General features: G+C 36.3%; 17 protein-coding genes and 2 tRNA genes. 5 read left to right on the forward strand and 14 right to left on the reverse strand.

Annotated elements, in window-relative coordinates; translation table 11 throughout:
- Positions 1-36: 36 nt before the first annotated feature.
- Together G551_RS0103845 and G551_RS0103850 are read left to right on the forward strand one after the other, a co-directional pair.
- Positions 37-1,812 (forward strand): MutS-related protein, encoded by a 1,776-nt coding sequence (locus G551_RS0103845; RefSeq protein WP_027884321.1) that lies wholly within the window; start codon positions 37-39, stop codon positions 1,810-1,812.
- Between the two features lie 228 nt (positions 1,813-2,040).
- Positions 2,041-3,036, forward strand: coding sequence for a metal-dependent hydrolase (locus G551_RS0103850; RefSeq protein ID WP_027884322.1), 996 nt, complete (start codon positions 2,041-2,043; stop codon positions 3,034-3,036).
- An 85-nt stretch (positions 3,037-3,121) separates the two neighbouring features.
- On the opposite strand, the gene G551_RS0103855 is transcribed toward G551_RS0103850, so the two are convergent.
- Both G551_RS0103855 and sbnA read right to left on the reverse strand, forming a co-directional pair.
- Positions 3,122-4,585, reverse strand: a complete 1,464-nt coding sequence (locus tag G551_RS0103855) for a type III PLP-dependent enzyme domain-containing protein (protein ID WP_027884323.1) — start codon at positions 4,583-4,585, stop codon at positions 3,122-3,124.
- Between the two features lie 6 nt (positions 4,586-4,591).
- A complete protein-coding gene (gene sbnA, locus G551_RS16385; RefSeq protein WP_229797304.1) occupies positions 4,592-7,399 on the reverse strand; it encodes a 2,3-diaminopropionate biosynthesis protein SbnA in 2,808 nt (935 codons plus the stop codon).
- 212 nt (positions 7,400-7,611) lie between these two features.
- On the opposite strand from sbnA, the gene G551_RS0103870 reads away from it, so the two are divergent.
- The gene (locus G551_RS0103870) at positions 7,612-8,718 is read left to right on the forward strand and encodes a DUF748 domain-containing protein (RefSeq protein WP_027884324.1); all 1,107 of its coding nucleotides are present in this window, start codon (positions 7,612-7,614) and stop codon (positions 8,716-8,718) included.
- On the opposite strand, the gene G551_RS0103875 is transcribed toward G551_RS0103870, so the two are convergent.
- Both G551_RS0103875 and G551_RS0103880 read right to left on the reverse strand, forming a co-directional pair.
- Positions 8,715-9,230 carry a hypothetical protein gene (locus G551_RS0103875; RefSeq protein WP_027884325.1) on the reverse strand — a complete coding sequence of 172 codons (516 nt, stop codon included), beginning with the start codon at positions 9,228-9,230 and terminating at the stop codon, positions 8,715-8,717. The two genes, G551_RS0103870 and G551_RS0103875, sit on opposite strands and share 4 nt — an antisense overlap.
- A 176-nt stretch (positions 9,231-9,406) precedes the next feature.
- Positions 9,407-10,795: a dipeptidase gene (locus tag G551_RS0103880; protein WP_027884326.1), complete on the reverse strand. Its 1,389-nt coding sequence runs from the start codon at positions 10,793-10,795 to the stop codon at positions 9,407-9,409.
- 173 nt (positions 10,796-10,968) lie between these two features.
- On the opposite strand from G551_RS0103880, the gene G551_RS0103885 reads away from it, so the two are divergent.
- Positions 10,969-11,053 (forward strand) — tRNA-Leu (locus G551_RS0103885).
- A gap of 110 nt (positions 11,054-11,163) precedes the next feature.
- Positions 11,164-12,630, forward strand: coding sequence for a T9SS type A sorting domain-containing protein (locus G551_RS0103890; RefSeq protein WP_027884327.1), 1,467 nt, complete (start codon positions 11,164-11,166; stop codon positions 12,628-12,630).
- Positions 12,631-12,691: 61 nt separating this feature from the next.
- On the opposite strand, the gene G551_RS0103895 is transcribed toward G551_RS0103890, so the two are convergent.
- The 10 genes from G551_RS0103895 to mraY all read right to left on the reverse strand — a co-directional run bounded on the left by G551_RS0103895 (position 12,692) and on the right by mraY (position 23,878).
- Positions 12,692-12,765, reverse strand: a tRNA-Arg gene (locus G551_RS0103895).
- Positions 12,766-12,790: 25 nt separating this feature from the next.
- On the reverse strand, positions 12,791-13,237 hold the full coding sequence (locus G551_RS0103900) for a GatB/YqeY domain-containing protein (RefSeq protein WP_027884328.1): 447 nt from the start codon (positions 13,235-13,237) through the stop codon (positions 12,791-12,793).
- A gap of 102 nt (positions 13,238-13,339) precedes the next feature.
- Positions 13,340-15,376, reverse strand: a complete 2,037-nt coding sequence (ftsZ, locus tag G551_RS0103905) for a cell division protein FtsZ (protein ID WP_027884329.1) — start codon at positions 15,374-15,376, stop codon at positions 13,340-13,342.
- A gap of 48 nt (positions 15,377-15,424) precedes the next feature.
- Entirely contained in the window at positions 15,425-16,840 is a 1,416-nt protein-coding gene (gene ftsA, locus G551_RS0103910; protein WP_027884330.1) for a cell division protein FtsA, read from the reverse strand.
- A 13-nt stretch (positions 16,841-16,853) separates the two neighbouring features.
- Positions 16,854-17,570 (reverse strand): cell division protein FtsQ/DivIB, encoded by a 717-nt coding sequence (locus tag G551_RS0103915; protein ID WP_027884331.1) that lies wholly within the window; start codon positions 17,568-17,570, stop codon positions 16,854-16,856.
- Entirely contained in the window at positions 17,560-18,915 is a 1,356-nt protein-coding gene (gene murC / locus G551_RS0103920; protein ID WP_027884332.1) for a UDP-N-acetylmuramate--L-alanine ligase, read from the reverse strand. Before murC ends, G551_RS0103915 begins: the two co-directional genes overlap by 11 nt.
- A gap of 60 nt (positions 18,916-18,975) precedes the next feature.
- Positions 18,976-20,070 carry an undecaprenyldiphospho-muramoylpentapeptide beta-N-acetylglucosaminyltransferase gene (murG, locus tag G551_RS0103925; protein WP_027884333.1) on the reverse strand — a complete coding sequence of 365 codons (1,095 nt, stop codon included), beginning with the start codon at positions 20,068-20,070 and terminating at the stop codon, positions 18,976-18,978.
- Positions 20,067-21,305 (reverse strand): FtsW/RodA/SpoVE family cell cycle protein, encoded by a 1,239-nt coding sequence (locus G551_RS0103930; protein ID WP_027884334.1) that lies wholly within the window; start codon positions 21,303-21,305, stop codon positions 20,067-20,069. The genes murG and G551_RS0103930 overlap by 4 nt, the downstream gene beginning before the upstream one ends.
- A gap of 7 nt (positions 21,306-21,312) precedes the next feature.
- Entirely contained in the window at positions 21,313-22,647 is a 1,335-nt protein-coding gene (gene murD / locus G551_RS0103935) for a UDP-N-acetylmuramoyl-L-alanine--D-glutamate ligase (RefSeq protein WP_027884335.1), read from the reverse strand.
- Between the two features lies 1 nt (position 22,648).
- Positions 22,649-23,878, reverse strand: coding sequence for a phospho-N-acetylmuramoyl-pentapeptide-transferase (mraY, locus tag G551_RS0103940; protein WP_027884336.1), 1,230 nt, complete (start codon positions 23,876-23,878; stop codon positions 22,649-22,651).
- Positions 23,879-23,891 lie beyond the last annotated feature (13 nt).

Below are 23,891 nucleotides of genomic sequence, written 5' to 3' on the forward strand. Positions count from 1 at the left end.
GTATTTTAGCACAAATTACACTTCAATAAGAATTTCATGAAATCACCTTTATCGGTTTATCAAGATAAGCTTCAGCAACACCAAACTTCTTTAAGCCAGATTCGAAGAAAGCTTTTTGCTTCGAGTATGTTACGCTTAGCAATTTTTCTCGTATTCGCTTTTCTAATCTACTTTTTTTCGAGCAATACCGCATTGGTGTTATTATTTGTGTTTTTAGCGATTGCCAGTTTTTTGTTTCTAGTTTCCAGACATACCGACCTTCAGCAAGAAAAAGAAAAATTAAAGCAACTCATCGCCTTAAACGAAACCGAAATAAAAGTTCTTCACCGCGATTTTTACGACTTACCTAACGGTAAAGAATTTGTAAATCCGCAACACGAATTTAGTCAGGATATCGATTTGTTTGGAGATCGCTCATTTTTTCAATATTTAAACAGAACAGCACTTGCTTCCGGTAAGCAAAAGTTAGCCGATTTATTGAGCAGCAACGATATTACCTATATTGAAGAAAAACAGGAAAGCATCAAAGAGCTTGCTGAAAAAATAGATTTTAGACAAGAGTTTACTGCGGTCGCCAAAATGGTGAAAGCAAAAGTTAGATCGTCGATTATCTTAGACTGGTTCAGTAATTATCAAGCTTTTGTTCCTTCAATTTTTAAATGGCTTCCTAAAATTTTTACGGTAGTTTCTCTGGGCTTATTTATTGCGCTATCGATAGAGATGATTCCTTGGTATTATTTGGCCGCTTGGTTTGTGATCGGTTGGACAATTATTGGTCGTTACGCTAAAAAAGTAAATGAAATTTCGGGTTATGTAAATGAAATACAAAGCACTTTTCAGCAATATCACTTGTTATTAGGCTTGATTGAAAACAACACTTTTGAAGCGGAATTAAACCGAAAACAACAACAAAAAATCGAAATTGAAAAGAGAAAAGCTTCTGTCGTTTTCAAAGAATTTTCAAAAATTATAGATGGCTTAGAGCGAAAGAATTTTATGATTTTCGGTCAGCTTATTAGCGGTTTTATGCTTTGGGATCTTTGGAAGGCTTACGATCTCGAACAATGGATTTTAACCTATTCGCACCATACCGATAACTGGTTTAAAGCGATCGATGAGTTTGATGCCTACAATTCGTTAGGCGGTTTTGCATTTAATCATCAAGAATATACATTCCCGAAAATTCAGCAAAATAAAGTGGTCTTAAAAACTACGCAAGCGGTGCATCCGTTAATCAATCCGAAAGATGCGGTTACAAACGATTATCAGATCGATCAGCAAGAATTTTTTATTATTACCGGGGCTAATATGGCGGGGAAAAGTACATTTTTAAGAACCGTTTCATTACAAATCGTGATGGGAAATGTTGGGCTTCCCGTTTGTGCCAAAACTTGTGAATATTCTCCCATCAAACTCATCACCAGTATGCGAACGGTAGATTCTCTAGCCGATGAAGCTTCTTATTTTTATTCTGAATTGAGCCGACTTAAATTTATTGTTGATGAAATTAAAAATGATAAATATTTTATTATTCTCGATGAAATTTTAAAAGGAACCAACTCGACCGACAAAGCAATTGGTTCTCGAAAATTTGTTGAAAAACTCGTGAACTCCCATTCTACCGGAATTATTGCGACGCACGATCTAAGTTTATGCGAGGTAGCAAACGAATTACCGCAAGTAAAAAACCATTATTTTGATGCTGAAATTATTAATGACGAATTGCATTTTGATTATCAATTTAAAGATGGGATTTGCCAAAATATGAATGCGTCGTTTTTACTTCGTAAAATGAATATTGTCGATAGTTAGGAGTTAGGAGTTAGGAGTTAGGAGTTAGGAGTTAGGAGTTAGGAGTTAGGAGTTAGGAAGATTTGATTTTTGAGTTGAATAAATAATTTTCAGTCTAAAACTTTTAAAAAGTTATCCTTGTTCATCGTGATGAGATCCTGAAACAAGTTCAGGATGACGAAAACAAATCAAGACTTCGACTTCAATTTCGTTTTCGATTTCAAATTCAAAAAATAAATTAAATAGAAAATGGATTCATTAACACAAATCGTTTTAGGAGCAGCCGTTGGTGAAGCGGTTTTAGGAAAAAAAGTGGGAAATAAAGCAATGCTTTACGGAGCAATTGCCGGTACCATTCCAGATTTCGACACCTTTGCTTCCCATTTTACCGATACGGTGACTGCCTTAGAAATTCATCGTGGGTTTACGCACTCGATTGTATTTTCAGTTGTTTTTGCTCCAGTTTTTGGCTGGCTCGTTTCCCGCTGGGAAAAAACGGTAAGTTGGAAAAATTGGTCTTGGCTGTTTTTCTGGGGTTTTCTCACGCATCCATTACTCGATGCGCATACGACTTGGGGAACGCAATTATTTTGGCCCTTAGATTTACGCTTAGCTTATAAGAACATTTTTGTGATCGATCCGCTTTATACTTTACCTTTTTTAGTTTTTGTGATTTTAGCGATGCGAAAGAAAAGAACTTCTCCAAAACGGAGAAAACTTAATAATTTGGGATTAATCATTAGTTCTGCATATATGTTGTTAACGCTAATCCTGAAAGGGATTACTTATCAAAAATTTACGGAAGCACTTCAGCAACAAAACATTCAATATTCAGAAATTGAAACCAAGCCTTCTCCGTTCAATACGATTTTATGGACAGCAAATGTAGATACAAAAGACGCTTACCTCATCGGGCACTATTCTTTCTTTGATACTAAACCCATTCAATTTACCGCTTACCCAAAAAATCACGAATGGTTAGAAGATCTAAAAGACGAAGAAAATGTGCAGCGACTCATCAAGATCACTAAAGGTTGGTACACGATCACCAAAGAGAATGAAAAACTTTACTTGAATGATTTACGTTTTGGTTTGTTAGGTTTTTCTCCTTCCGCTAAAAACTTTACGTTCAGCTTTCAATTAGAAAAGAAAAATGGCAAAGTGATCATCACTGAAAAAGAAAAAGACACTCGAGATGCTAAAAAATTATTGAGTGAATTATGGGAAAGAATTTTGGGGAATTAAGTCACTTCGAATGATTTTGTACCGGCAAATTGTCGCTTAGAAAATAGTGAACAGTATTCAGGAGTTATTTTCTGTTTTGTAAGAATTAATCTTCCGAATCTTTTTTAAAGTCGGTTACTCCTATTGAATCTGATTTTTCTGTATAAACCAGATTAGTCGCTAATTGAAAAAGATGCGCTTGGGTTTCAAAAAAATGCATCATATAACCCGCCGTATTTACAAAAACAACTACATCATTAATTTCCGGAAGCTTGGGTAATTTTACTTTTCGCTTTAATAGTACATCTCTTTCTAAACAATAAGCACCGGTAAAATAAACTTCTACAGCTTCGTTTTCTGCTTCTTTATCTTCTAAATCGGCATACATTACGTAAGGGTCTAGCATAAAGTCTGCGCTTGAACTCATCATTTGGCTCATATTCATTTCTAAACCGACCAACCATTGCCCTTTGGCATCTTTTTTTCGATGTACAACTTTTGCCATCGTGATACCCGATTGATTCACTAAGGATCTTCCTGGTTCGATTCGAATTTCTAAATTTTGATCTCTGAGCAATGATGCAATGGAACTTCCGCTGTTATCTGTATAAGCTAAAATTTCATTTAAAAATTTATCGGTATTAATTTCATTATAATAAGGATAGGTTTTTCGTTCTCCTTTTACAATTCCGTCTTCGAGCCAATAACCGAGTCCGTTATTATTAAATGTAACTGGAGAAATTTCACCTTTTAAACTTTTTTTCAGTTTTGCATCAAAATCTAACCATTCAGTTTTACTTTCTAAATAGTTGATTAAAATACCTCCACCTATGTCGATAAATCGAAAAGTAAAACCTTGTGCATTCAATTTTTTTATTAACTGGATACATTGCAATAAAGCTTCACTTCTTTGCTTTGTTGAATAACCATCTAAATGAAAATGTATTCCTTCCACATTAAACTTATTCAACTTTTTATCTTCACCTACATTCGTGATTAAATACTCTTCAATTTCTTCGATATCAAACCCAAAGCGACTATAAAGTTTTTCTTCATCTACATAAAATCCGCTTAACCGAAAACCTACACGTGCTTTACAGTTGAGTTCCTGTGCCAATTTATTGATCAATAAACATTCATCGTGATTATCAATTATGATAGGAACTTGATGTTGAATTGAGATACGGATTTGCTTTTCGGTTTTTATTGCTGAAGTAAGCACTAAATGATCGCCATCACCGCCAAGTTCTAGTGACTGTTCAAGTTCACGCTCGCTAGCAGTGTCTACCCCAATATTTTCTAAAAAGGCTCGTTTTACAAACGCTTTAGCTTTATTGGCTTTTCTTGCGTAAAAGAGTTGAGATTTTACCTGATACTGCTGAAAAACTTCTTTAAATGTATTGCAATTTTTAGCGAAAGAATCGGGATGTAGAATATTTAGAGGAGAACCATAGGTCGTAAAAAGCTCTTGAACCACTTCTTGTTCTTTCATGATTTTATGCATCCAATTAGAAGTGATTGGAGTAAGTCCTTCTTGTTGATTTCCTTTTGTGTAATTTTTATTATTCATCTAATCCTAGTTCTTATTAATTTTAATGATGGTTTTCACTGCATTGCTCGCCCAGATTGATCCGAAATCGTTTCGACTTCTAGAAAGTGTATCGTTATCGAAGGTGACGCCTTCAGTAGGAGTTCCGTAAGCGGTTATATTTTCAATTATATTTCCTTCTTTATCTATCAGATTCCCGTTTTCTGTTAAATCGATTCCGCCGGTAAAATAATTATCTTCAGCATTTAAATTTTGAAAAGGCCTTACCAATCCGCTCTTCAACAAATTCTGATAAAGTGGCGAACAATCTGTTTTCAAATTCATTTTAGGGATTCGCGCATCAATATGATGATCGATCTCTACTTGCTTACTGAAATTTCCTACTGAATTGCTTAAGACTAATTGTTGATTGATTGATTTTTCAATTTTAGGAGATTTACCGAAAGTGAAATCAAAAATTCCTGCTTTTACCAGAGCCCATATTTTATACATATTTTCTAGTGGCGGACCGTAACTAATACGGTTAAAAAATGGTGCGTAATCGGTATCAAAAATTTGATGTGATGTTGCGGTAAGTCCTCCAAAGCTATAGATGTCATTAAATATAGGACTAATATCATGCCAGGCGCTTATAGCAGCTAACAACGGACTTTTATTCCCTAATGAAACTTGCTTCAATGTTTCCTCTAAATAATGATTTGCGGTAAAAGAATTATATTTTTCTGAATCTGAAAAGGGATCTTTCAGTTCTTTAAAACTGAACTTTTTTTCAGTTGGATGTTTTAAATGAAAAACTTCAATTTGTGCTTTCATTTCATCATAAGCTAACGAATTGTTTAGATTTTCTCCTACATTTTGAAATGCTAATTTATAATAACGATAGGTGAATTCTTTCTTGATTAAGGGTAATAATTCTTTTGTAAAATTAAATTTATAAGTAGAATCTCCCTTTAAAGCATCCATATTTTCAGCAGTAAAAAAACGCAAGGACGGTGAAGCGGGCATCTCTCCTACTCTTGGAATCATGAGCGCACCAGATCTGGAATAAGGATAGATAAGTTGAGGTTCGTCGCCAGATTTTATATAGCGCATTTCTTCAGCTTTCCCTAAAAAACTTCCTCCTCTACCTTCTGTTAAGGCTAAAGCGGCATCTATAAAAGTTAATCCCATCCCTTTTATCGCTACCACTGAATTTGCTTGAACAGGAGACAATTTTTTAGATACGGGATATATAAAATTAATGTATGAAGTATTTTCTTTTTCTAAACTCGAAGTTCGATTACCTGCGTGTCCTGTGGTTAACAATAGATGGTTAACTATTACTATTTCTTTTTTCTCGGAAGAAGAAATAGTTTCAATTTTCAATAATTCTCCTCTTTTAGAAATATTAATTACTTCTTCTGTGTGTTCATGGAATTTTACATTTTTAGGAGCTTCTGCTACTAAGATTTCAAAACAATAAGAAAGATATTTACCCACGGTACTGCGTGATGAAAATTGCTTTAGCAATGAGCTTTCTTCTTCACCTAAATATTCACTTAGCCAACTTACATAACTTGATAACCGATTTGTGATTGGCTCAGGTTTAGATTTTGGACGAATGTCTATTTTTTCATTTGCAAAATTCATTTTCAAATAACTAGGCTGATTAGTTTTATAAACATCTCCCGCTCCAAAAAAATGATTTTTATTGTACAGATGAATATGGATTTGATTTTCGATTTTAGAAGCTTTAATAGTAGCCAATAAACGCTCTAAACCATATAAACCTTTTGGACCAAGACCAATAATCGCCACAGAAAATTCTGAAGCAGGTTTAATTTTCCAACCGCCAATAGGAGTTAGCGAATCATAAACTCCGGGAATATTTTTTAATAACCATTCTTGGTTGTAAATTGTATCTAAATACCTATTTCCGCCGTCACTCAACAAAAGTGCACAACGAGCTCCTTCTTCTAATTGAGACTCATACTTATGGAAAGCACTAATAATAGCACCCGAAGAACCACCTACTAAAATGCTTTCTTTCTTTAGCAACTCCCAGCAACCCATCGCACATTCAAGATCATTCACTTTAATAAAATCGTAAATATAATTTTCATTCAAAAATTGAGAATTTACTCCAGCACCGTGCCCCGGTATATTTCTAGGTCCGGCTTCTCCTCCAAAAAGAACGCTTCCTACGGCATCTACAGCGATGACTTTTGTTTTCGGATGATGCTCTTTTATATAACTTGCGCATCCCATTAAAGTACCACAAGTACTAGTTGCCACAAAAAGGTAATCCAGATTTCCCGCTAAAGCTTCATAAATTTCTTTTGTGGTCTGTTGATGTGTAAGCGGATTATTGAGGTTCCCATATTGATTACTCCAAAAACTATTTTCAGTCGTTTTGAGTAATTCTTTTACTTTGGCTAAACGAGCGCCTAGAAATCCTCCTTCTTCTAACGGTTCTGTAACCATTTCGATAGTAGCCCCATAGGTTTGTAGTAACTGCTCTGTAGCTTTATTTAATTTAGGATCTACAACTACAATTAATTTTATATCTAGTAACAAACAAGCTTGTGCAAGACCAATAGCCATATTGCCCGAACTAGACTCGATCACCGTATCTCCTTTTTTTAGTTCTCCAGCTTCAATTGCTTTTTGAAGAATATTGTAAGCAGTTCGATCTTTTATACTACAGCTAGGATTAAAACTTTCAAGTTTCGCAAAGACTTCACATGTGGAATTCAATGGAATATGCTTCAATTTTACCAATGGGGTGTCTCCTATCGTTTCCAAAATAGAATTGGAAACCTGAAGTTGTTCTCTTATAGCGGTATTTATTTTCAAATAATAAGTTTTTTCTTGATTTTGAAATAAATGTAGACACATTTACTCATAAGAATATCCTTATTAATGAAACAATAACAGTATTTACTAATATTTTGAAAAATAGGTCTTTCAAGAATCTTGCACTTTAGCTTGACTATTGTTTACGTTTTTATGACTTCGTTAACCTAGAATAACAGAAAAAACTTACAAATTAGCTTAAAATAAAAGCAATGAGTAAGTCTAAACCTAAAAAAAGATATAAGAAAAAAAGGTATCTATTACCAATCACTATTATTGTTATTCTTATAGCGTTTAGACTGTATTTACCAACGCTTATTAAAAACTATGTCAACAAAGTTCTGGCTGATATTCCCGGTTATTACGGTCAAGTTGAAGATATTGATCTTTCTTTAATTCGAGGCGCTTACACAATTGAAGGGCTTTACCTCAACAAGAAAACCGCAGAAACAGAAATACCTTTTCTTAATTTTCCGGAGACCGATATTTCTATTGAATGGAGCTCACTTTTAAAAGGAAAGATTGTAAGTGAAATCGAGATGCAAAGTCCGGAAGTGATCTATGTTTTTGAAGATCAAGAAAAAACTGCGGATGAAGAGCCCGATAAAGAAGATTGGACCAAAGCGCTCACAGATTTAGTTCCGTTAGATGTTAACCATTTTGAAGTATATAATGGAAAGTTGGGTTTTGTACAATTACAAGCCGAACCAAACATAGATTTATACATCAACGATTTGCGTTTGAGCGCTCAAAACTTAAGAAATGTAAGACAGACCGAACGCACGTTGCCTTCACCGGTTACCGCGACCGGAACCAGTATTGGTAACGGAAAACTTAAGTTAGACGCCAGAATTAACTTAATTAAAGAAATACCCGATATGGATGTTTCACTTTCTTTAGAAAATGCAAGTGTAACCGCTTTGAACGACTTTACAAATTATTACGCCGGACTTGATTTTGAAGAGGGAACTTTAGGAGTTTTTACTGAATTTGCCATTTCCGATGGTTATTTAAAAGGCTACGTTAAACCCTTATTGAAAGACACCAAATTAATTGGAAAAGATGATGGATTTTTAAAAACACTTTGGGAAGGATTTGTAGGCGTTTTTAAATTTATTCTGAAAAATCAAGGAACCGACACTCTAGCGACCAAAGCTCCCATTGAAGGTGATCTCAATCAAACTAAAACGAAAATCTGGCCAACCGTTTTTAATATTTTCAAAAATGCGTGGATTTCAGCTTTTCAAGGGCAAGTAGATGAAGATATAGAGTTTAAAGATGCATTTCAAGAAGCTAAAAAAGAAAAGAAAAAAGACTAATTTATCGTATCTAGATCTTCAACCTTTGGTACAAATGAAGGCAATTTACCGGCACGCATCATTTGGTTAAAGTTCATCCGCTTGTAAACATTTCTTACAAATTCTACATCGGCTTTATTAAAAGTACGATCTGTTTCGCTTTGTTGTTTCCAAGCACTAATGATCTTTTTGTATTTCTGAATGTCGAGGCTATCTACTTCTTCAACTTTCTTTTCAACTTTTTTAGTCTGCTGGACGTCTAAAAACTCAATAGAAGTTTTTCTTACTTCAGCTTTAATATTTTCTAGAATTTCTTTTGAAGTATCTTCAAAAATTCTAATGGTTATAGTAGGCTTATCAAATCCCTTTTCAACAAAAAAATCGATTCTCTCAGAAATTTGTTTTTCTAATGAACTTAATTCGGTTTTTTCTTCGTTAAATAAAATTACTCCGCTTTCATCTACAGAAATAATGATCTGATTGATTTGCTGAATTTCAATACCATTTATTTCAGCAGAATTTACCCCAAGCATTTTTAATGATGAGAAAAATGTAAGACTAACAAAAATTAAAAGTCGATACGCATTCATGGCTTAAAAATAAATCTTCCGTAAAGATAAATCAATATTTATTCCAAACCGTAGTTAATATTTAAAATTAGATAAAAAGAAAAAAACCTCTTCAAAAGGAAGAGGTTTTACTAAAAATTCTATTTTTTTAGTCTTGCAAAGTGTTTATAGAAGAAAGGAATGGTTTCAATTCCTTTTAAATAATTCCAAATTCCAAAATGTTCGTTGGGTGAATGGATGGCGTCGGTATCTAAGCCAAATCCCATTAAAATAGTTTTACTTTTTAGTTCTTTTTCAAATAAAGAAACAATAGGAATACTTCCTCCACTTCGTTGCGGAATTGGCTCTTTACCAAAAACTTCTTGATATGCTTCACTGGCAGCTTGGTATTCGATCCCGTCGATTGGCGTCACATAACCTTGCCCACCGTGATGCGGTTTTACTTCAACAGTAACTCCGCTTGGCGCTATACTTTCAAAATGTTTTTTGAAGAGTGCTGTAATTTCTTTCCAATCTTGATTAGGCACTAAACGCATCGAAATTTTTGCAAAAGCTTTACTTGGGATCACGGTTTTAGCTCCTTCACCAATATAACCGCCCCAAATTCCGTTCACATCAAGTGTTGGTCTAATTGAATTTCGCTCATTCGTTGTGTAACCTTCTTCTCCATAAACATCATTCAAGTCCAGTGCTTTTTTATACTTCTCTAAACTGAAGGGTGCTTCTGCCATTTTCGCTCTTTCTTCCATAGAAAGTTCTTCCACTTTATCATAAAAGCCGGGAATGGTAATGTGTTTGTTTTCATCGTGAAGCGAAGCGATCATTTTGGTTAACACGTTGATCGGATTGGCAACAGCGCCACCATACAAACCAGAATGTAAATCGCGGTTAGGACCTGTAACTTCTACTTCAACATAACTTAAACCACGCAAACCTGTGGTTATTGAAGGAGTATCTTTGGCGATCATTCCTGTATCGGAAATTAAGATCACGTCATTTTTCAATTTGTCATGATTGCGCTCAATAAACCAGCCTAAATTTTCACTCCCTACTTCTTCTTCTCCTTCGATCATAAACTTTACGTTACACGGTAAATCGTCGTTTTTGACCATGTACTCTAAAGCTTTTACGTGCATGTACATTTGCCCTTTATCGTCGCAAGCGCCCCGTGCAAAAATAGCTCCTTCAGGATGAGTTTCGGTTTCTTTAATGACCGGTTCAAAAGGAGGTGAATCCCATAAATTAATAGGATCTGGCGGTTGCACATCGTAATGCCCGTAAACCAAGACCGTTGGTAAATTTTTATCGATAATTTTCTCACCGTAAACCACAGGATAACCCGGAGTTTCACAAATTTCTGTTAGTTCACAGCCCGCTTCTGCTAAACGTTCTTTTACCGCTTCTGCAGTTTTCAGGACATCTTCTTTGTAAGCAGAATCTGCGCTTATCGATGGTATTTTAAGCAGTTCTATTAATTCTTGTAAAAAGCGATCTTTATGCTCTTCTATATAAGCTTTGCTCTTGTTCATGAGATCATTTTTTTATTTGTTGAAATGCCAAGATACCAACATGTTTTTTAAAACTGAAATTTTATGATATACTTTCTTTGAATATTGAAATGTTTATTTATATTTGCATCCGCTTAGCAAACCGTCCTAAGTTTGTTGCTAAGTTTGTTGCTAAGTTTGTTGCTAAGTTTTATGCGGGCGTGGTGGAATTGGTAGACACGCTAGACTTAGGATCTAGTGCCGCGAGGTGTGAGAGTTCGAGTCTCTCCGCCCGCACCAGAAAAAGCTTCTCTAATCGAGAAGCTTTTTTTATTTCTAGCCTTTTCTATTTTCAATACCAAAGGCTTATATTTATCTAGTAAAAACTATATAATCCAATAAATAATCTTATGAAAAAAATTTCTCTCAGCCTATTGGCATTTTTATGCTTTTTGGGCGCAAAAGCACAATTTACTACCCCAGACACCGGAGTGAATTGGACAATGCAAGATTTATTAAATGCAACAGCTTCTCCGCTTACATTTAATGGTACAAGCTATACGCTTACAGAAGATTTAATTATTTCCGAAAACGATTCCTTTACACTTGATGCTGCAGATTCTTTATATGTAAATCAAGATGTTCTTATTCAAGTTTATGGTAACTTCAGCAGTAATCCGTCTAGTGGCGAAATGGTGATCACTGCAACTGATAGTTTAACGCCTTACGAAGGTTTTCGATTTGAAAATGATTCGCAGATTAGCATTAACAATACCGTCATTAAAAACGGTGGTGGTTTGCGAGTGCTTACGCCAAACTTTTCGCTTACCAATAGTTATTTAGCGTATAATGTGAGTGGAGCAGCTACCGGAGCGGTAGTTTCTGTTTCTTACGGCTCGCCAATTATCGAAAACAACACCTTTTTAGAAAACGATCTACCGGCAGTTGCTTCCGGAGCTAATCAAGAGGTTTCAGCAATTATTAACGGGAATTATTTAGAAGGTAACGGACAAAGTAATCAAAACCGACCACAAATTAATATGGGACCATCGGGAATCGATACTTTAAAAATTACGCAAAACACAATTATTGGAGATCCTACACTCGATCTAGTTGGCGGGATCGCAGTTGCCAATTTAACCGGCGGTGAAATAAGAAGTATTATCGATAATAATACTATTACTAATAATCGCTACGGAATTACTGTAGTTGGCGGAAATTCTTTCGCATACATTCGAAATAATGTGATCGAAAATAACGACACACAAGGAGTCCCAAACCTTGGCGGAAGCGGTATTTCTTTGAATTCATCTTCTAACACGCAAGAAGTTGTGGCGACCAACAATGAAATTCGCGGAAATTTATGGGGAATTACGGTTATTGGTGAAGCATCTGTCAATTTAGGTGATAATGAAGACAATCCCGGCGGAAATGTTTTTGCCAACAACGGAAACGGCGGAAATACTTACGCTTTATACAATAACACTCCAAACACTATTACAGCATTACACAACTGCTGGATCGAAGGTCAAGCAAATACTTTAGCCGATGCTGAAAGTGTAATTTTTCATCAAACTGATGATAATAGTTTAGGGGAAGTACTTTACGATCCTGTTGGCTGCGAAAGCTTAGCTGTAAATGAACAAGAGTTTGAACAGGTCTCATTTTTCCCTAATCCAGTTCAACAGCAACTATTTATTAATAACGAGCAGTTAGTAGAAGAAGTTCGTATTGTCGATTTAACCGGAAAAGAAGTTTTCTCTAAAACTTTACAAGAAGGGCAAAATCAACTTGAGATTTCTTTAGCTTCAGGAATTTATCTTCTTCAGTTTAAAAAAGGAAATGCTATAAAAACCGAAAAATTGATAGTAGAGTAAAAGCCTTTAAGTTTTAAAAATTGAAAATTAAAAAACCACGCTAATTAGCGTGGTTTTTTTGTGACCCCGGCAGGATTCAAACCTGCAACCCTCAGAGCCGAAATCTGATGCGCTATTCAGTTGCGCCACGGGGCCTTTATTTGTGTAAGCTAGTTTTTGTTTAAGCTAATTTCTTTTTCACGACCATCGAGATGGTTTTACCATCGGCCTTACCGGCTAATTCTTTAGAAGCTAAGCCCATTACTTTTCCCATATCTTTCATTCCTTCAGCTCCGGTTTCTGCAATAATTGCTTCTACTTTTGCTTCAATTTCTGCTTCACTCAACTGCTCCGGTAAAAATTGAGCGATTACTTCTGCTTGTTTTTCTTCCGGTTCTGCTAAATCTTCTCTATTCTGCTCTCTGTAAAGAATAGCGCTGTCTTTACGCTGCTTTACTAATTTCTGAAGAATTTTAATTTCTTGTTCTTCAGATAAATCTTGCTGACTATTTTCTGTCTTTGCTAATAGAATAGCACTTTTTACAGCTCTTAAAGCTTCTAAAGCTGCAGCATCTTTTGCCTTCATCGCAGCTTTCATTTGCGTCATCACGTCTTTTTCTAAACTCATAAATAGAAAATTTTTAGTCTTGCGAAGATAGTAATCTCCATCAAAAAACCCGAAGTTTAGTTTTGTAAACTTCGGGTTTTTCTCTGTTTTTGTGTTTTAGGCTTAATCTACGTTATCGTGTAAAAACGAATTATTGGTTCTTAACGTAATCTCATCGTTACTATCGGTACCTAAACTGGTTCTAGAAATCTTATCGTTTGTCGCAGAACCTTCGTTATTTAGGTCTAATCCTGCTCTTTTATAAGCAGGCTGCTTCTCGATTTCATCGATATTATTGTTGTTTCTGAATTTGTAGTTGAAGTTTTTCATTCTCGCTCTACGTTCTGCAGCTCTAGCAATTAAATCTTCTGAAATCGGATTCTCAAAAGGGTCTATTTCTCCTGAAGCCGGTTGCTGCGGAGCTTGCTTTTCTTCCTGTTTTACTTCTCTACGTTCAACTTTAAACTCTTCTGCCTTAGGCTCAGGTTGAGTTGGTTTTTGAGGTTGCGGAGTCGATGTTGCTTGTGGTTTTGCGTTTTCTATACGCTCTTCCAACTCCATATAATCTTCTAAAGAATATCTTTTCTCTCCGTTAGCGTTTTGTTCAGCAGAAATTACTTCAATCCCACTATTCACTTCGATGTTTTTAACATCTTCTTCAACTTCCTCTTCTTCTAGGCTGAAGTAAACTTTATGATCCGGCTCTTCCACTTCATTTTTTGTTGCTGAAGGAGTTTCTTCTATCTTCTCTTCAACTTTTTCTTCATTTAAAGGAAAATCGAACGTGAACATCGTTGGTTGCTCATCTTCTTCTGTTTGTGCTGAAATTTCTTCCGGCTCGTTTACTTCAACTTCTTTCGCTTCTTGATCTGCATCGATAATCACGAAATCATCTTCGTTATAGCTGATGTCTTCATAAGAAACTTCAATATTCTTAATCAATTCTGAAGTTGGCACCAAGTTCATTTCATTTTTTGGCTCTTCTCTTTTTGGTGCAGGTTTTTCTTCAACTTCATCTTCTAGCGTATGAACTATTCTATTTTGTTCTGGCGCTTTTCTTTCTTGCGGAGCAGTTTGCCTCGGTGTGGTTTGACCCGGCGTTAAGTTATGAACAGCTTTTTGCTCGTCTTCTAAAGTGTGAATAATTTTTTTAGTTTCTGTATTCACAATTACGTTTTGCTGTTCAAGATCGAAACCCGTGGCAATGATGGTTACCGAGATTGATTCTTCTAAACTTTCGTCGTCACCAACACCCATAATAATATTGGCGCTGTGTCCTGCTTCTCCTTGAATGTGATCGTTGATCTCACCAATTTCATCAATCGTAATTTCTTCTGAACCAGAAACGATTAACAGCAATACGTTTTTAGCTCCGCTAATTTTATTATCGTTTAATAAGGGGGAATCTAAGGCTTTTGCAATTGCTTCTTGCGCTCTATTGCTACCCGAAGCTGTTGCCGATCCCATAATGGCCGTACCGCTATTGCTTAATACGGTTTTTGCATCACGCAAGTCAATATTTTGCGTGTAGTGATGCGTAATTACTTCTGCAATACCTCTAGAAGCTGTAGCCAGCACTTCATCAGCTTTCGAGAATCCTGCTTTAAAACCTAAATTACCATAAACGTCTCTTAACTTATTGTTATTGATCACAATAAGAGAATCTACGTTCTTTCTTAATTTCTCTACTCCTAACTGCGCTTGCTCGTTACGCATTTTCCCTTCAAATTGAAAAGGAATCGTTACAATACCTACGGTTAGAATATCCATATCTTTGGCTTGCTTGGCGATGATCGGCGCAGCTCCTGTACCGGTACCACCACCCATTCCTGCGGTGATAAAAACCATTTTGGTGTTTTTATCTAACAAGGTTTTTAGATCGTCGAAACTCTCTAAAGCAGCTTTTTCTCCAATTTCGGGATTTGCTCCTGCTCCTAATCCTTCAGTTAAACTTACTCCTAACTGAACTTTAATAGGCACCGGACTGTTTTCTAAGGCTTGCGCGTCTGTATTACAAACCACGAAATCTACCCCGTTTATTCCTTGGTGAAACATATGGTTAATGGCGTTAGAACCACCACCACCTACTCCAATCACTTTGATCACATTGGATTGGTTTTTTGGTAAATCGAATGAAATGTCGAATTCTGTGCTGCTCATAATTCTATAATTTTCGGTTTTAATGTCTTGTTTTCTTTTTCTAGCTATTTATTCTGCGTTGTCTAAAAAATCTTTAAAATCGTCGAACCATTTTTCAAAAATGTTCTTGCGATGTTTTTTAGGCTTTTTATAGGTTTCTTCCTGCTCTTCTTCTTTAGGATCTTCTTCTGTTAATTCTTCGTTGATCGGTTGTTGTGGCTCTTCTAAGGGTTGCTCAACAAACTGTTCCGGTTGTGCTTCAGCTTCTTGTTGTAATTGTTTTTCTGCAACAGCTGCGGCTTCTTCCTCTTCAACTCGTTTTTGATTTTTTTCTAAACTATTCAACACCAATCCTACGGCAGTTGCGTACATTGGGCTGGTTGTTTCTGGATCACTATCGCCGGCTAAATGTTCGTTAGGATAACCAATACGCGTATCCATACCTGTAATATATTCAACTAACTGCTTTAAATGCTTTAATTGCGCACCACCACCGGTAATGACGATCCCCGCAATTAATTTTTTCTTTTGCTCGTCGTGACCGTAATTTTTTATTTCTAAAAATACCTGTTCGATAATTTCAACCACTCTAAAATGAATGATCTTCGAAAGGTTTTTTAGCGTAATTTCTTTAGGTTCTCTGCCTCGAAGTCCTGGAATAGATACGATCTCATTGTCTTTATTTTCTCCCGGCCAGGCTGAACCAAATTTTACTTTTAACAATTCAGCTTGCTTCTCGATAATCGAGCAACCTTCTTTAATATCTTCTGTAATTACATTTCCGCCGAAAGGAATTACTGCCGTGTGGCGAATAATACCGTCTTTAAAAATGGCTAAATCAGTTGTACCACCTCCTATATCGATTAAAGCGACACCGGCTTCTTTTTCTTCTTGGCTTAATACTGCATTTGCTGATGCTAAAGGTTCTAAGGTTACTCCAGCTAATTCTAGCCCAGAACTTTTTACACAACGACCAATATTTCTGATCGATGAAATTTGCCCGACTACTACATGGAAATTAGCTTCTAAACGACCGCCGTACATCCCGATTGGTTCTGTAATTTCGGCTTGACCGTCTACTTTATATTCTTGCGGTAATACGTGAATAATTTCTTCACCCGGAAGCATCACTAATTTGTGTACTTGGTTGCACAACATATCGATATCACGTTCAGAAATAACTTCGTCGGAATTTTCTCTGGTAATGTAATCGCTATGTTGTAAACTTCTAATATGCTGTCCGGCAATCCCAACTACTACTCCGCTAATATCCATCCCAGAATTAGCTTCTGCTTCTTGCACTGCCTGCTGAATCGATTGAATAGTTTGTGTAATGTTATTAACTACGCCTCTATGAACTCCTAAACTTTTAGATTTCCCGATGCCGAGAATTTCCATTTTACCGTACTCGTTGTTACGGCCGATCATGGCTACAATTTTAGTGGTTCCAATATCAAGTCCTACTGCAATATCTTTATCTTTCATAGTCAAAACAATGTCACTTTTTGGTACAAACAACCTGATTATCAAATTGAAGACTTACACGACGGTAAGCATTCAGCTTTTTATCTTTCATCGCCTTTTTATAAAAGGCTTTAAAGTTTTTAATTTTCTGTTCTAAATTCTCTATTTTACCTAGTTCTACTTCAAAATCGAGCACTCGTAAGCCCAGTTTATAATTCTCTTCTTTACCTTTTGAAATTGAGGTAATGTGTTCTTTTAAAAATTTATCGTTTTCAATTTTGGTAAGTAAAGGGTAAACTTGAGGAATGTCTTTTTCTGTAATGCCTGTTACCAACGGTACGCGTGCCGAATAAATTTTAGACAAGGGCATTTTTTTACTTTGGGTATCTATGTAAAATGACTCTCTACCATACACTCTAGCCAATGGCTTTCGTTGAGTTATGTTTGCAATTAGTTTTTTATCTACCGTTAGAAACACGTCTGCTTCTTTAATCATTTCGTGTGTATCTAAGGTATTTTCTAACGTTTTCAAATCTATGATTTCTTTCCCTTCATTATGAAGAGTATCCGCATTTACTATCAACAACTTATTAACTGCATTTTCAGTCACATACAGGTTTTCACCATTAGTAAATTGAATTTTTACTTCGGTAATTTTTCTAGCAGCGTTTCTTCGAGAAGAAAAACTGTACAGAAATACGACCAAAGCCAATATTGCAAAAGCTTTTATGTAATTCCAATTAACTTTCACGGTTTAACGCAACTTTAATGGTTTCTACTTCATTTCCTATATCTCCGGCTCCCATCATCACAACAACTTCTGCTGAAGACGTGGTTATTTTTTCTCGTAAATCTTCTCGGTTAACGAGTTGTTTTTTATCGTTCGTAATCTTATTAAGTAATAATTCTGAATTGACGCCTGCGATCGGCTTTTCTCGAGCCGGATAAATTTCCATCAAGATCACTTCGTCAAACTTCGAAAGACTGTCTGCAAACTCATCGGCAAAATCTTTAGTTCTGCTGAATAAATGAGGCTGAAATACCGCTAACACTTTTTTACCGGCATGCATTTCTCGAACGGCTTGATGCACCGCCAAAATCTCTTCCGGATGATGTGCATAATCTTCAATAAGAACTTTTTCTTCAGTTTTTAAATGATAAGTAAATCTTCGCTCCACGCCTTTAAAACTGGCTAAAGCTTTGCCTAATTTTTCTCCTTCAACCCCAAACTTCACCCCAATTGAAAGCGCGGTTGCGGCATTCATTAAATTGTGTTTGCCGGGTAAACTGAATTCGATTTGTTTGATAATTTCTTTCGGACTCACAAAATCGAAAATGTAGGAGCCGTTTTCAACTTTCACATTTTCTATCTGATAATCGGCTTTCTCTTCAATCGCAATCGAATTGCCTTCTAACTCTAATCCTTTTTTAAAGAAAAAGTTAGATTTATCGGTTACCTTTTCAGCAAAACTTAAAAAGGTTCTTTTCAATTCTTCCGCTTGGCCATAAATATCTAAATGATCAGCATCCATCGACGTGATGGCTGCGATTGTTGGGTGTAAATGCAAGAACGAACGATCGAACTCATCGGCTTCAACCACAACAGCTTCGTGCCCGTCGTTGATAAAATTGGTGTGATAATTTTCACTAATTCCGCCTAAAAAAGCGGTGAGCTTAACCCCGGATTGCTTCAAGATATGTGCTAAGATGGCAGTAGTTGTTGTTTTGCCGTGAGTGCCAGCTACTGCAAGTGTTGGAAAATCTTTTGTAATCATCCCAAGAACTTCCGCTCTTTTCTTAACCCCAAAACCTCTGTCCCTGAAATATTGAAATAATTGATTTTCCGCTGAAACAGCCGGAGTATAAACCACCAAAGTGTTTTCTTTATGGGTAAATGAAGAAGGAATTTCTTCTACACGATCGGTAAACGTAATTTGTACACCTTCTTCTTCTAACTTTTTTGTGATCTTGCTTGGTGTACGATCGTAACCGCCCACCTGCTTGTTTTGTTGCACAAAATACCTGGCCAAAGCGCTCATCCCGATGCCGCCAACGCCGATAAAATAAATATTTTGTATGTGGTTAAACAAGCTCATTTTTTATTTTAAAATCTTACTTTTTTCATACCTACAAGGTTTTTAAAACGTTGCAGGATTTTAATTCTTTTTAATTAATTTTTCAATTTCGCCTGCAATATCTTTTGTCGCATTTGGTTTTGCCAGTTTCAAGATATTTGCACTTAATTTTTGCTGAAGCGTTTCTGAACTGATCAATGCTGAAAACTCTTGCTGAAATTTTTCTTCCAGTTCGGTTTCTTTCAACATTATAGCCGCTTCTTCTTTTACCAAACTCATCGCATTTTTGGTTTGATGATCTTCTGCTACGTTTGGCGACGGAATAAACACCACCGGTTTTGCCACCATACACAACTCACTCACCGAACCGGCGCCTGCTCTTGAAATAATCATATCTGCCGCGCTGTAAGCTAAATCCATTCGGTCTAAAAATTCGTGTACTTGAACGTTTGCCGATTGGTATTTTTTATACTTTTCGAAATACAGCTTCCCGGTTTGCCAAACCAGTTGTAAGTTATTGGCTTCAAAATAACTTAGATTCGCTTCAATTAATTCGTTAACACGTTTTGCTCCTAAACTTCCGCCAATGACTAAAACCGTTTTTTTATTCGGAATTAAATTGAAATAAGCTTCTGCTTCATTCTCTTTATTTTGAATCTCGATAAGATCTTGTCTTACCGGATTTCCTGTAAATCTTATTTTTTCCTTCGGAAAGAATTTCTCCATTCCTGCATAGGCAACGCAAATTTTATCGGCTTGATTGGCTAACCATTTATTTGTGATTCCCGCAAATGAATTTTGCTCCTGCAAAACGGTAGGAATATTTTTTTGGTTCGCTACTTTCAATAAAGGTCCGCTTGCAAAACCACCGGTACCAATTACTACATCGGGTTGAAAGTTCTTAATAATCTTTCTCGACTTGCGTAAACTGCTCAACAACTTAAACGGAAAAGCTAAGTTTTGTAGCGTTAATTTTCGTTGAATTCCGCTAATCCATAAACCTTCAATTTTGTATCCGGCTTTTGGCACTTTTTGCATTTCCATGCGGTCTTGCGCGCCGACAAATAAAAATTCAGCATCGGGATGACGACGTTTTAATTCGTCGGCAATGGCAACCGCCGGATAAATATGTCCGCCAGTTCCTCCTCCAGATAGTATGAATTTTAATTTGCTCATATTGCTTCGCTCAAAATTTCTAACGGGTTATCGTTATCGTCTTCTATCGAGCTTAATTCTTCTTCTTGTTTTTTAATTTCTTCTCGCTTCGCCGCCACACTTTGCACAATACCTAAGGCTAAACACGTCATCCAAATCGATGAACCACCGCTACTAATTAAAGGCAGCGTTTGCCCGGTTACCGGAAATAATTCTACCGCGACTGCCATATTGATCAATGCCTGAAAAATAATAGGCAAACCAACAGCCACGACGACTAACTTCCCAAAAATAGTTGGCGCTTTGGTTGAAATAACGACAAGCCTGAATAATATAAACAGGTAAGCGAGCATTACCCCAAAAGCTCCCAACAAGCCCATTTCTTCAACAATAATGGCGTAGATAAAATCGGAAGAAGATTGTGGTAAAAAATTACGCTGAATGCTTTTACCTACTCCTGCTCCCGCTAAACCGCCTCTAGCGATCGCTATTTTTGCTTTTTCAATTTGATAATCGGCTTCTGTATCTTCATCATTCGCAAAATTCTCTACACGACTAATCCACGTATCTACCCTGTTCGGGAAAACACCCGGAAAAGCTTTCGCCGACAAAACAAAAATGGAAAGGAATAATATTCCTGATCCTAAAATTATTCCGATATACTTTAAAGGATAACCACCGAGAAAAACCAGTGTCATGACCATTAAAAATATGATCGCCGTTGTCGAAAAATTGGCCGGCAAAATTAGCATTAAAATTACACCTACGGGCAACCAAAGCGGTAAAATTGTCTCTTTAAACGTAACTTTTTTCTCGTGTATCTTCGATAAATAGCGCGCTACGTAAATCATTAAGATCACCGATGCCAAGGTTGATGTTTGGAATGTCTTGTTAATGATAGGAATAGTGATCCAACGGCTTGCATTTGCGCCACCAATTGTCGTTCCTTGAGCCAAGGTGTAAATAAGCAAACCTACGATCACAGGAATCATTAAAATAGACAAACCTTTAAAATAATGATAGGGAATACGATGAATTGCATAAATAATAACAAAACCTAAAAACAGGTGCACAAAATGCGTAATTAGGTATTTAAAAGTACCGCCATCGCCATACAAATAAGCTAAATTACTACTTGCACTATACACCGGAATAAATGAAAATATTGCCAAAAGCGCAGCAACTGCCCAAATGGCTTTATCTCCCTTTAAATAGGAAAATACATTGTTAGATGATATGTGATCTTTTAATGCCACTAATTTTTTATAAGTTTCTTACGTTATCTTTAAATTGTCTTCCGCGGTCTTCGTAATTCTGAAATAGATCGAAACTCGCACAAGCCGGAGAAAGTAAAACGGTATCACCGGGATTTCCTAAATGGTAAGCCAATTGCACCGCTTCTTTCATCGATTGAGTTTCTACTAAATTTTCTACACAATTGCTAAATACTTCTTTGATGCGTGCATTATCGACCCCTAAACAAATGATTGCTTTTACTTTTTCATTTACTAAAGGCAATAATTCTTCATATTTATTTCCCTTATCGACACCTCCAACAATCCAGATCGTTTCTGCAGACACACTTTCTAACGCATAATAGGTTGCATTGATATTGGTTGCTTTAGAATCGTTGATGTACTGCACGTTATTGATCTTCAACACTTTTTCTAAACGATGTTCAACTCCTTGAAAACTCCCCATACTTTCACGAATGGTTTGCTTTCTAATTTTTAAAAGTTGTGCTACTGTTGATGCAGCCATGGCATTTTTCGTGTTATGCTCACCCTTCAATGCTAGATCTTCTCTTGCCATAATAAACTCGTTGTCTTCTATTTTTACTATAATATTTTGTTCATCTGCGTACGCGCCTTCTTTTACTTTTTGCTGAAAAGTTAGCGGCAGCTTTTTTGCTTTTATTTCAAATTTCTCTATCCACTCTGCGATGGTAGGATTATCGGCATCATAAATAAAATAATCCTCCTCGGTTTGATTTTTTGTAATGCTGAATTTAGAAGCGATATAATTTTCATATTTATAATCATATCGATCTAAATGATCGGGCGTAATATTGGTTAACACTGCAATGTGTGGCCTAAAACTTTCAATTCCGTCTAATTGAAAACTGCTTAATTCTAACACATAATGTTCAGCTTCATCTTTCAGCACTTCTTTAGCGAAACTGTCGCCAATATTACCAGCCAAACTCACGTTTAAACCTCCGTTTTTCAGCACATAGTCTGTCCACGTTGCCGTAGTGGTTTTACCGTTACTTCCGGTAATGCCAATTATGTTGGCGTTGGTAAATGCGGAAGCAAATTCAATTTCAGAAATCACCGGAATCCCCTTTTGAAAAAGCTTTTGTACCATTTCTACTTTTTCTGGTATTCCCGGACTTTTCATCACCACATCGGCATTAAGAATTAAAGCTTCAGTATGCTTCTCTTCTTCCCAATCGATCTCATTATTTATAAGAACATCTTTATACTTTTCGGCTATTTTTCCTTTGTCTGAAACAAAAACTTCATAGCCTTTTGCTTTTCCTAATAACGCGGTTCCTACTCCGCTCTCGCCACCACCAAGAATTACTAAGCGCTTCAATTTATCTTAGTTTTAAGGTTACAATCGTAATCACTGCTAACAGGATCCCGATAATCCAAAAACGGACAACAATTTTACTTTCGTGCTGACCTTTTTTCTGGTAATGGTGATGTAATGGCGACATCAAGAAAATTCTTCTTCCTTCGCCAAATTTTTTCCGAGTATATTTAAACCAACTCACCTGCATCACTACCGATAGATTTTCGATCAAGAAAATTCCGCAGAGAATTGGGATCAATAATTCTTTTCGAGTTGCGATCGCTAAAACCGCGATGATCCCACCAATCGTTAAACTTCCGGTATCGCCCATAAAAACTTGTGCAGGGAACGTATTATACCATAAAAAGCCTACTAATGCTCCGGCAAATGCAGCGATATAAACCGTCATTTCACCAGAATTCGGAATATTCATGACATTAAGGTAATCTGAGAAAATAATGTTACCCGAAACCCAAGCAAAGAGCCCGAGCGTGAGCACAATTATTGCTGAAGTACCTGCCGCAAGACCATCGATCCCATCGGTTAAATTGGCTCCGTTAGAAACGGCAGTCACAATAAAGATCACGATCGGAATAAAAATGATCCACGCATATTTTGCATAATCTGTATCGATCCAAGTGATTAAACTTGAATAATCAAACTCATTATTTTTAACAAATGGGATGGTCGTTTTTAAAGACTTCTTTTCTTCTTGGTAATTAGATGATTTAGCATCGGTAATTTCTTCTTTTACCACATCGGTTCTTACCTGCTCTTTTACCGTGATATCGGGATGAAAGTACATTGTAGCTCCCACGATTATCCCTAAACCAACTTGACCGATCACTTTAAACTTCCCCTGTAAACCTTCTTTGTTTTTCTTGAAAGTTTTGATGTAATCGTCGATAAAACCAATCACTCCCATCCAAATGGTCGTGATGATTAACAACCAAACATATACGTTATCTAGTTTTGCGAGCAATAACACCGGGATTAGCGTTGCCATAATAATGATCACACCTCCCATGGTTGGAGTTCCTGCTTTTTCAGTTTGACCTTGTAAACCAAGATCACGAACACTTTCTCCAACTTGTTTTCTTTGCAGGTAATTAATGATTCTTTTTCCGAAGATGGTAGAAATCAATAGAGACAAAATAATTGCCAACGCAGCACGAAACGAGATAAACTGAAAGATCTGCGCGCCCGGCAATTCGTATTGTTCTTCTAAAAAATGAAATAAGTAATATAACATTGTATATGTTTTG

It is taken from the genome of Mesonia mobilis DSM 19841 (assembly GCF_000423405.1).
Taxonomy (GTDB): Bacteria; Bacteroidota; Bacteroidia; order Flavobacteriales; family Flavobacteriaceae; genus Mesonia; species Mesonia mobilis.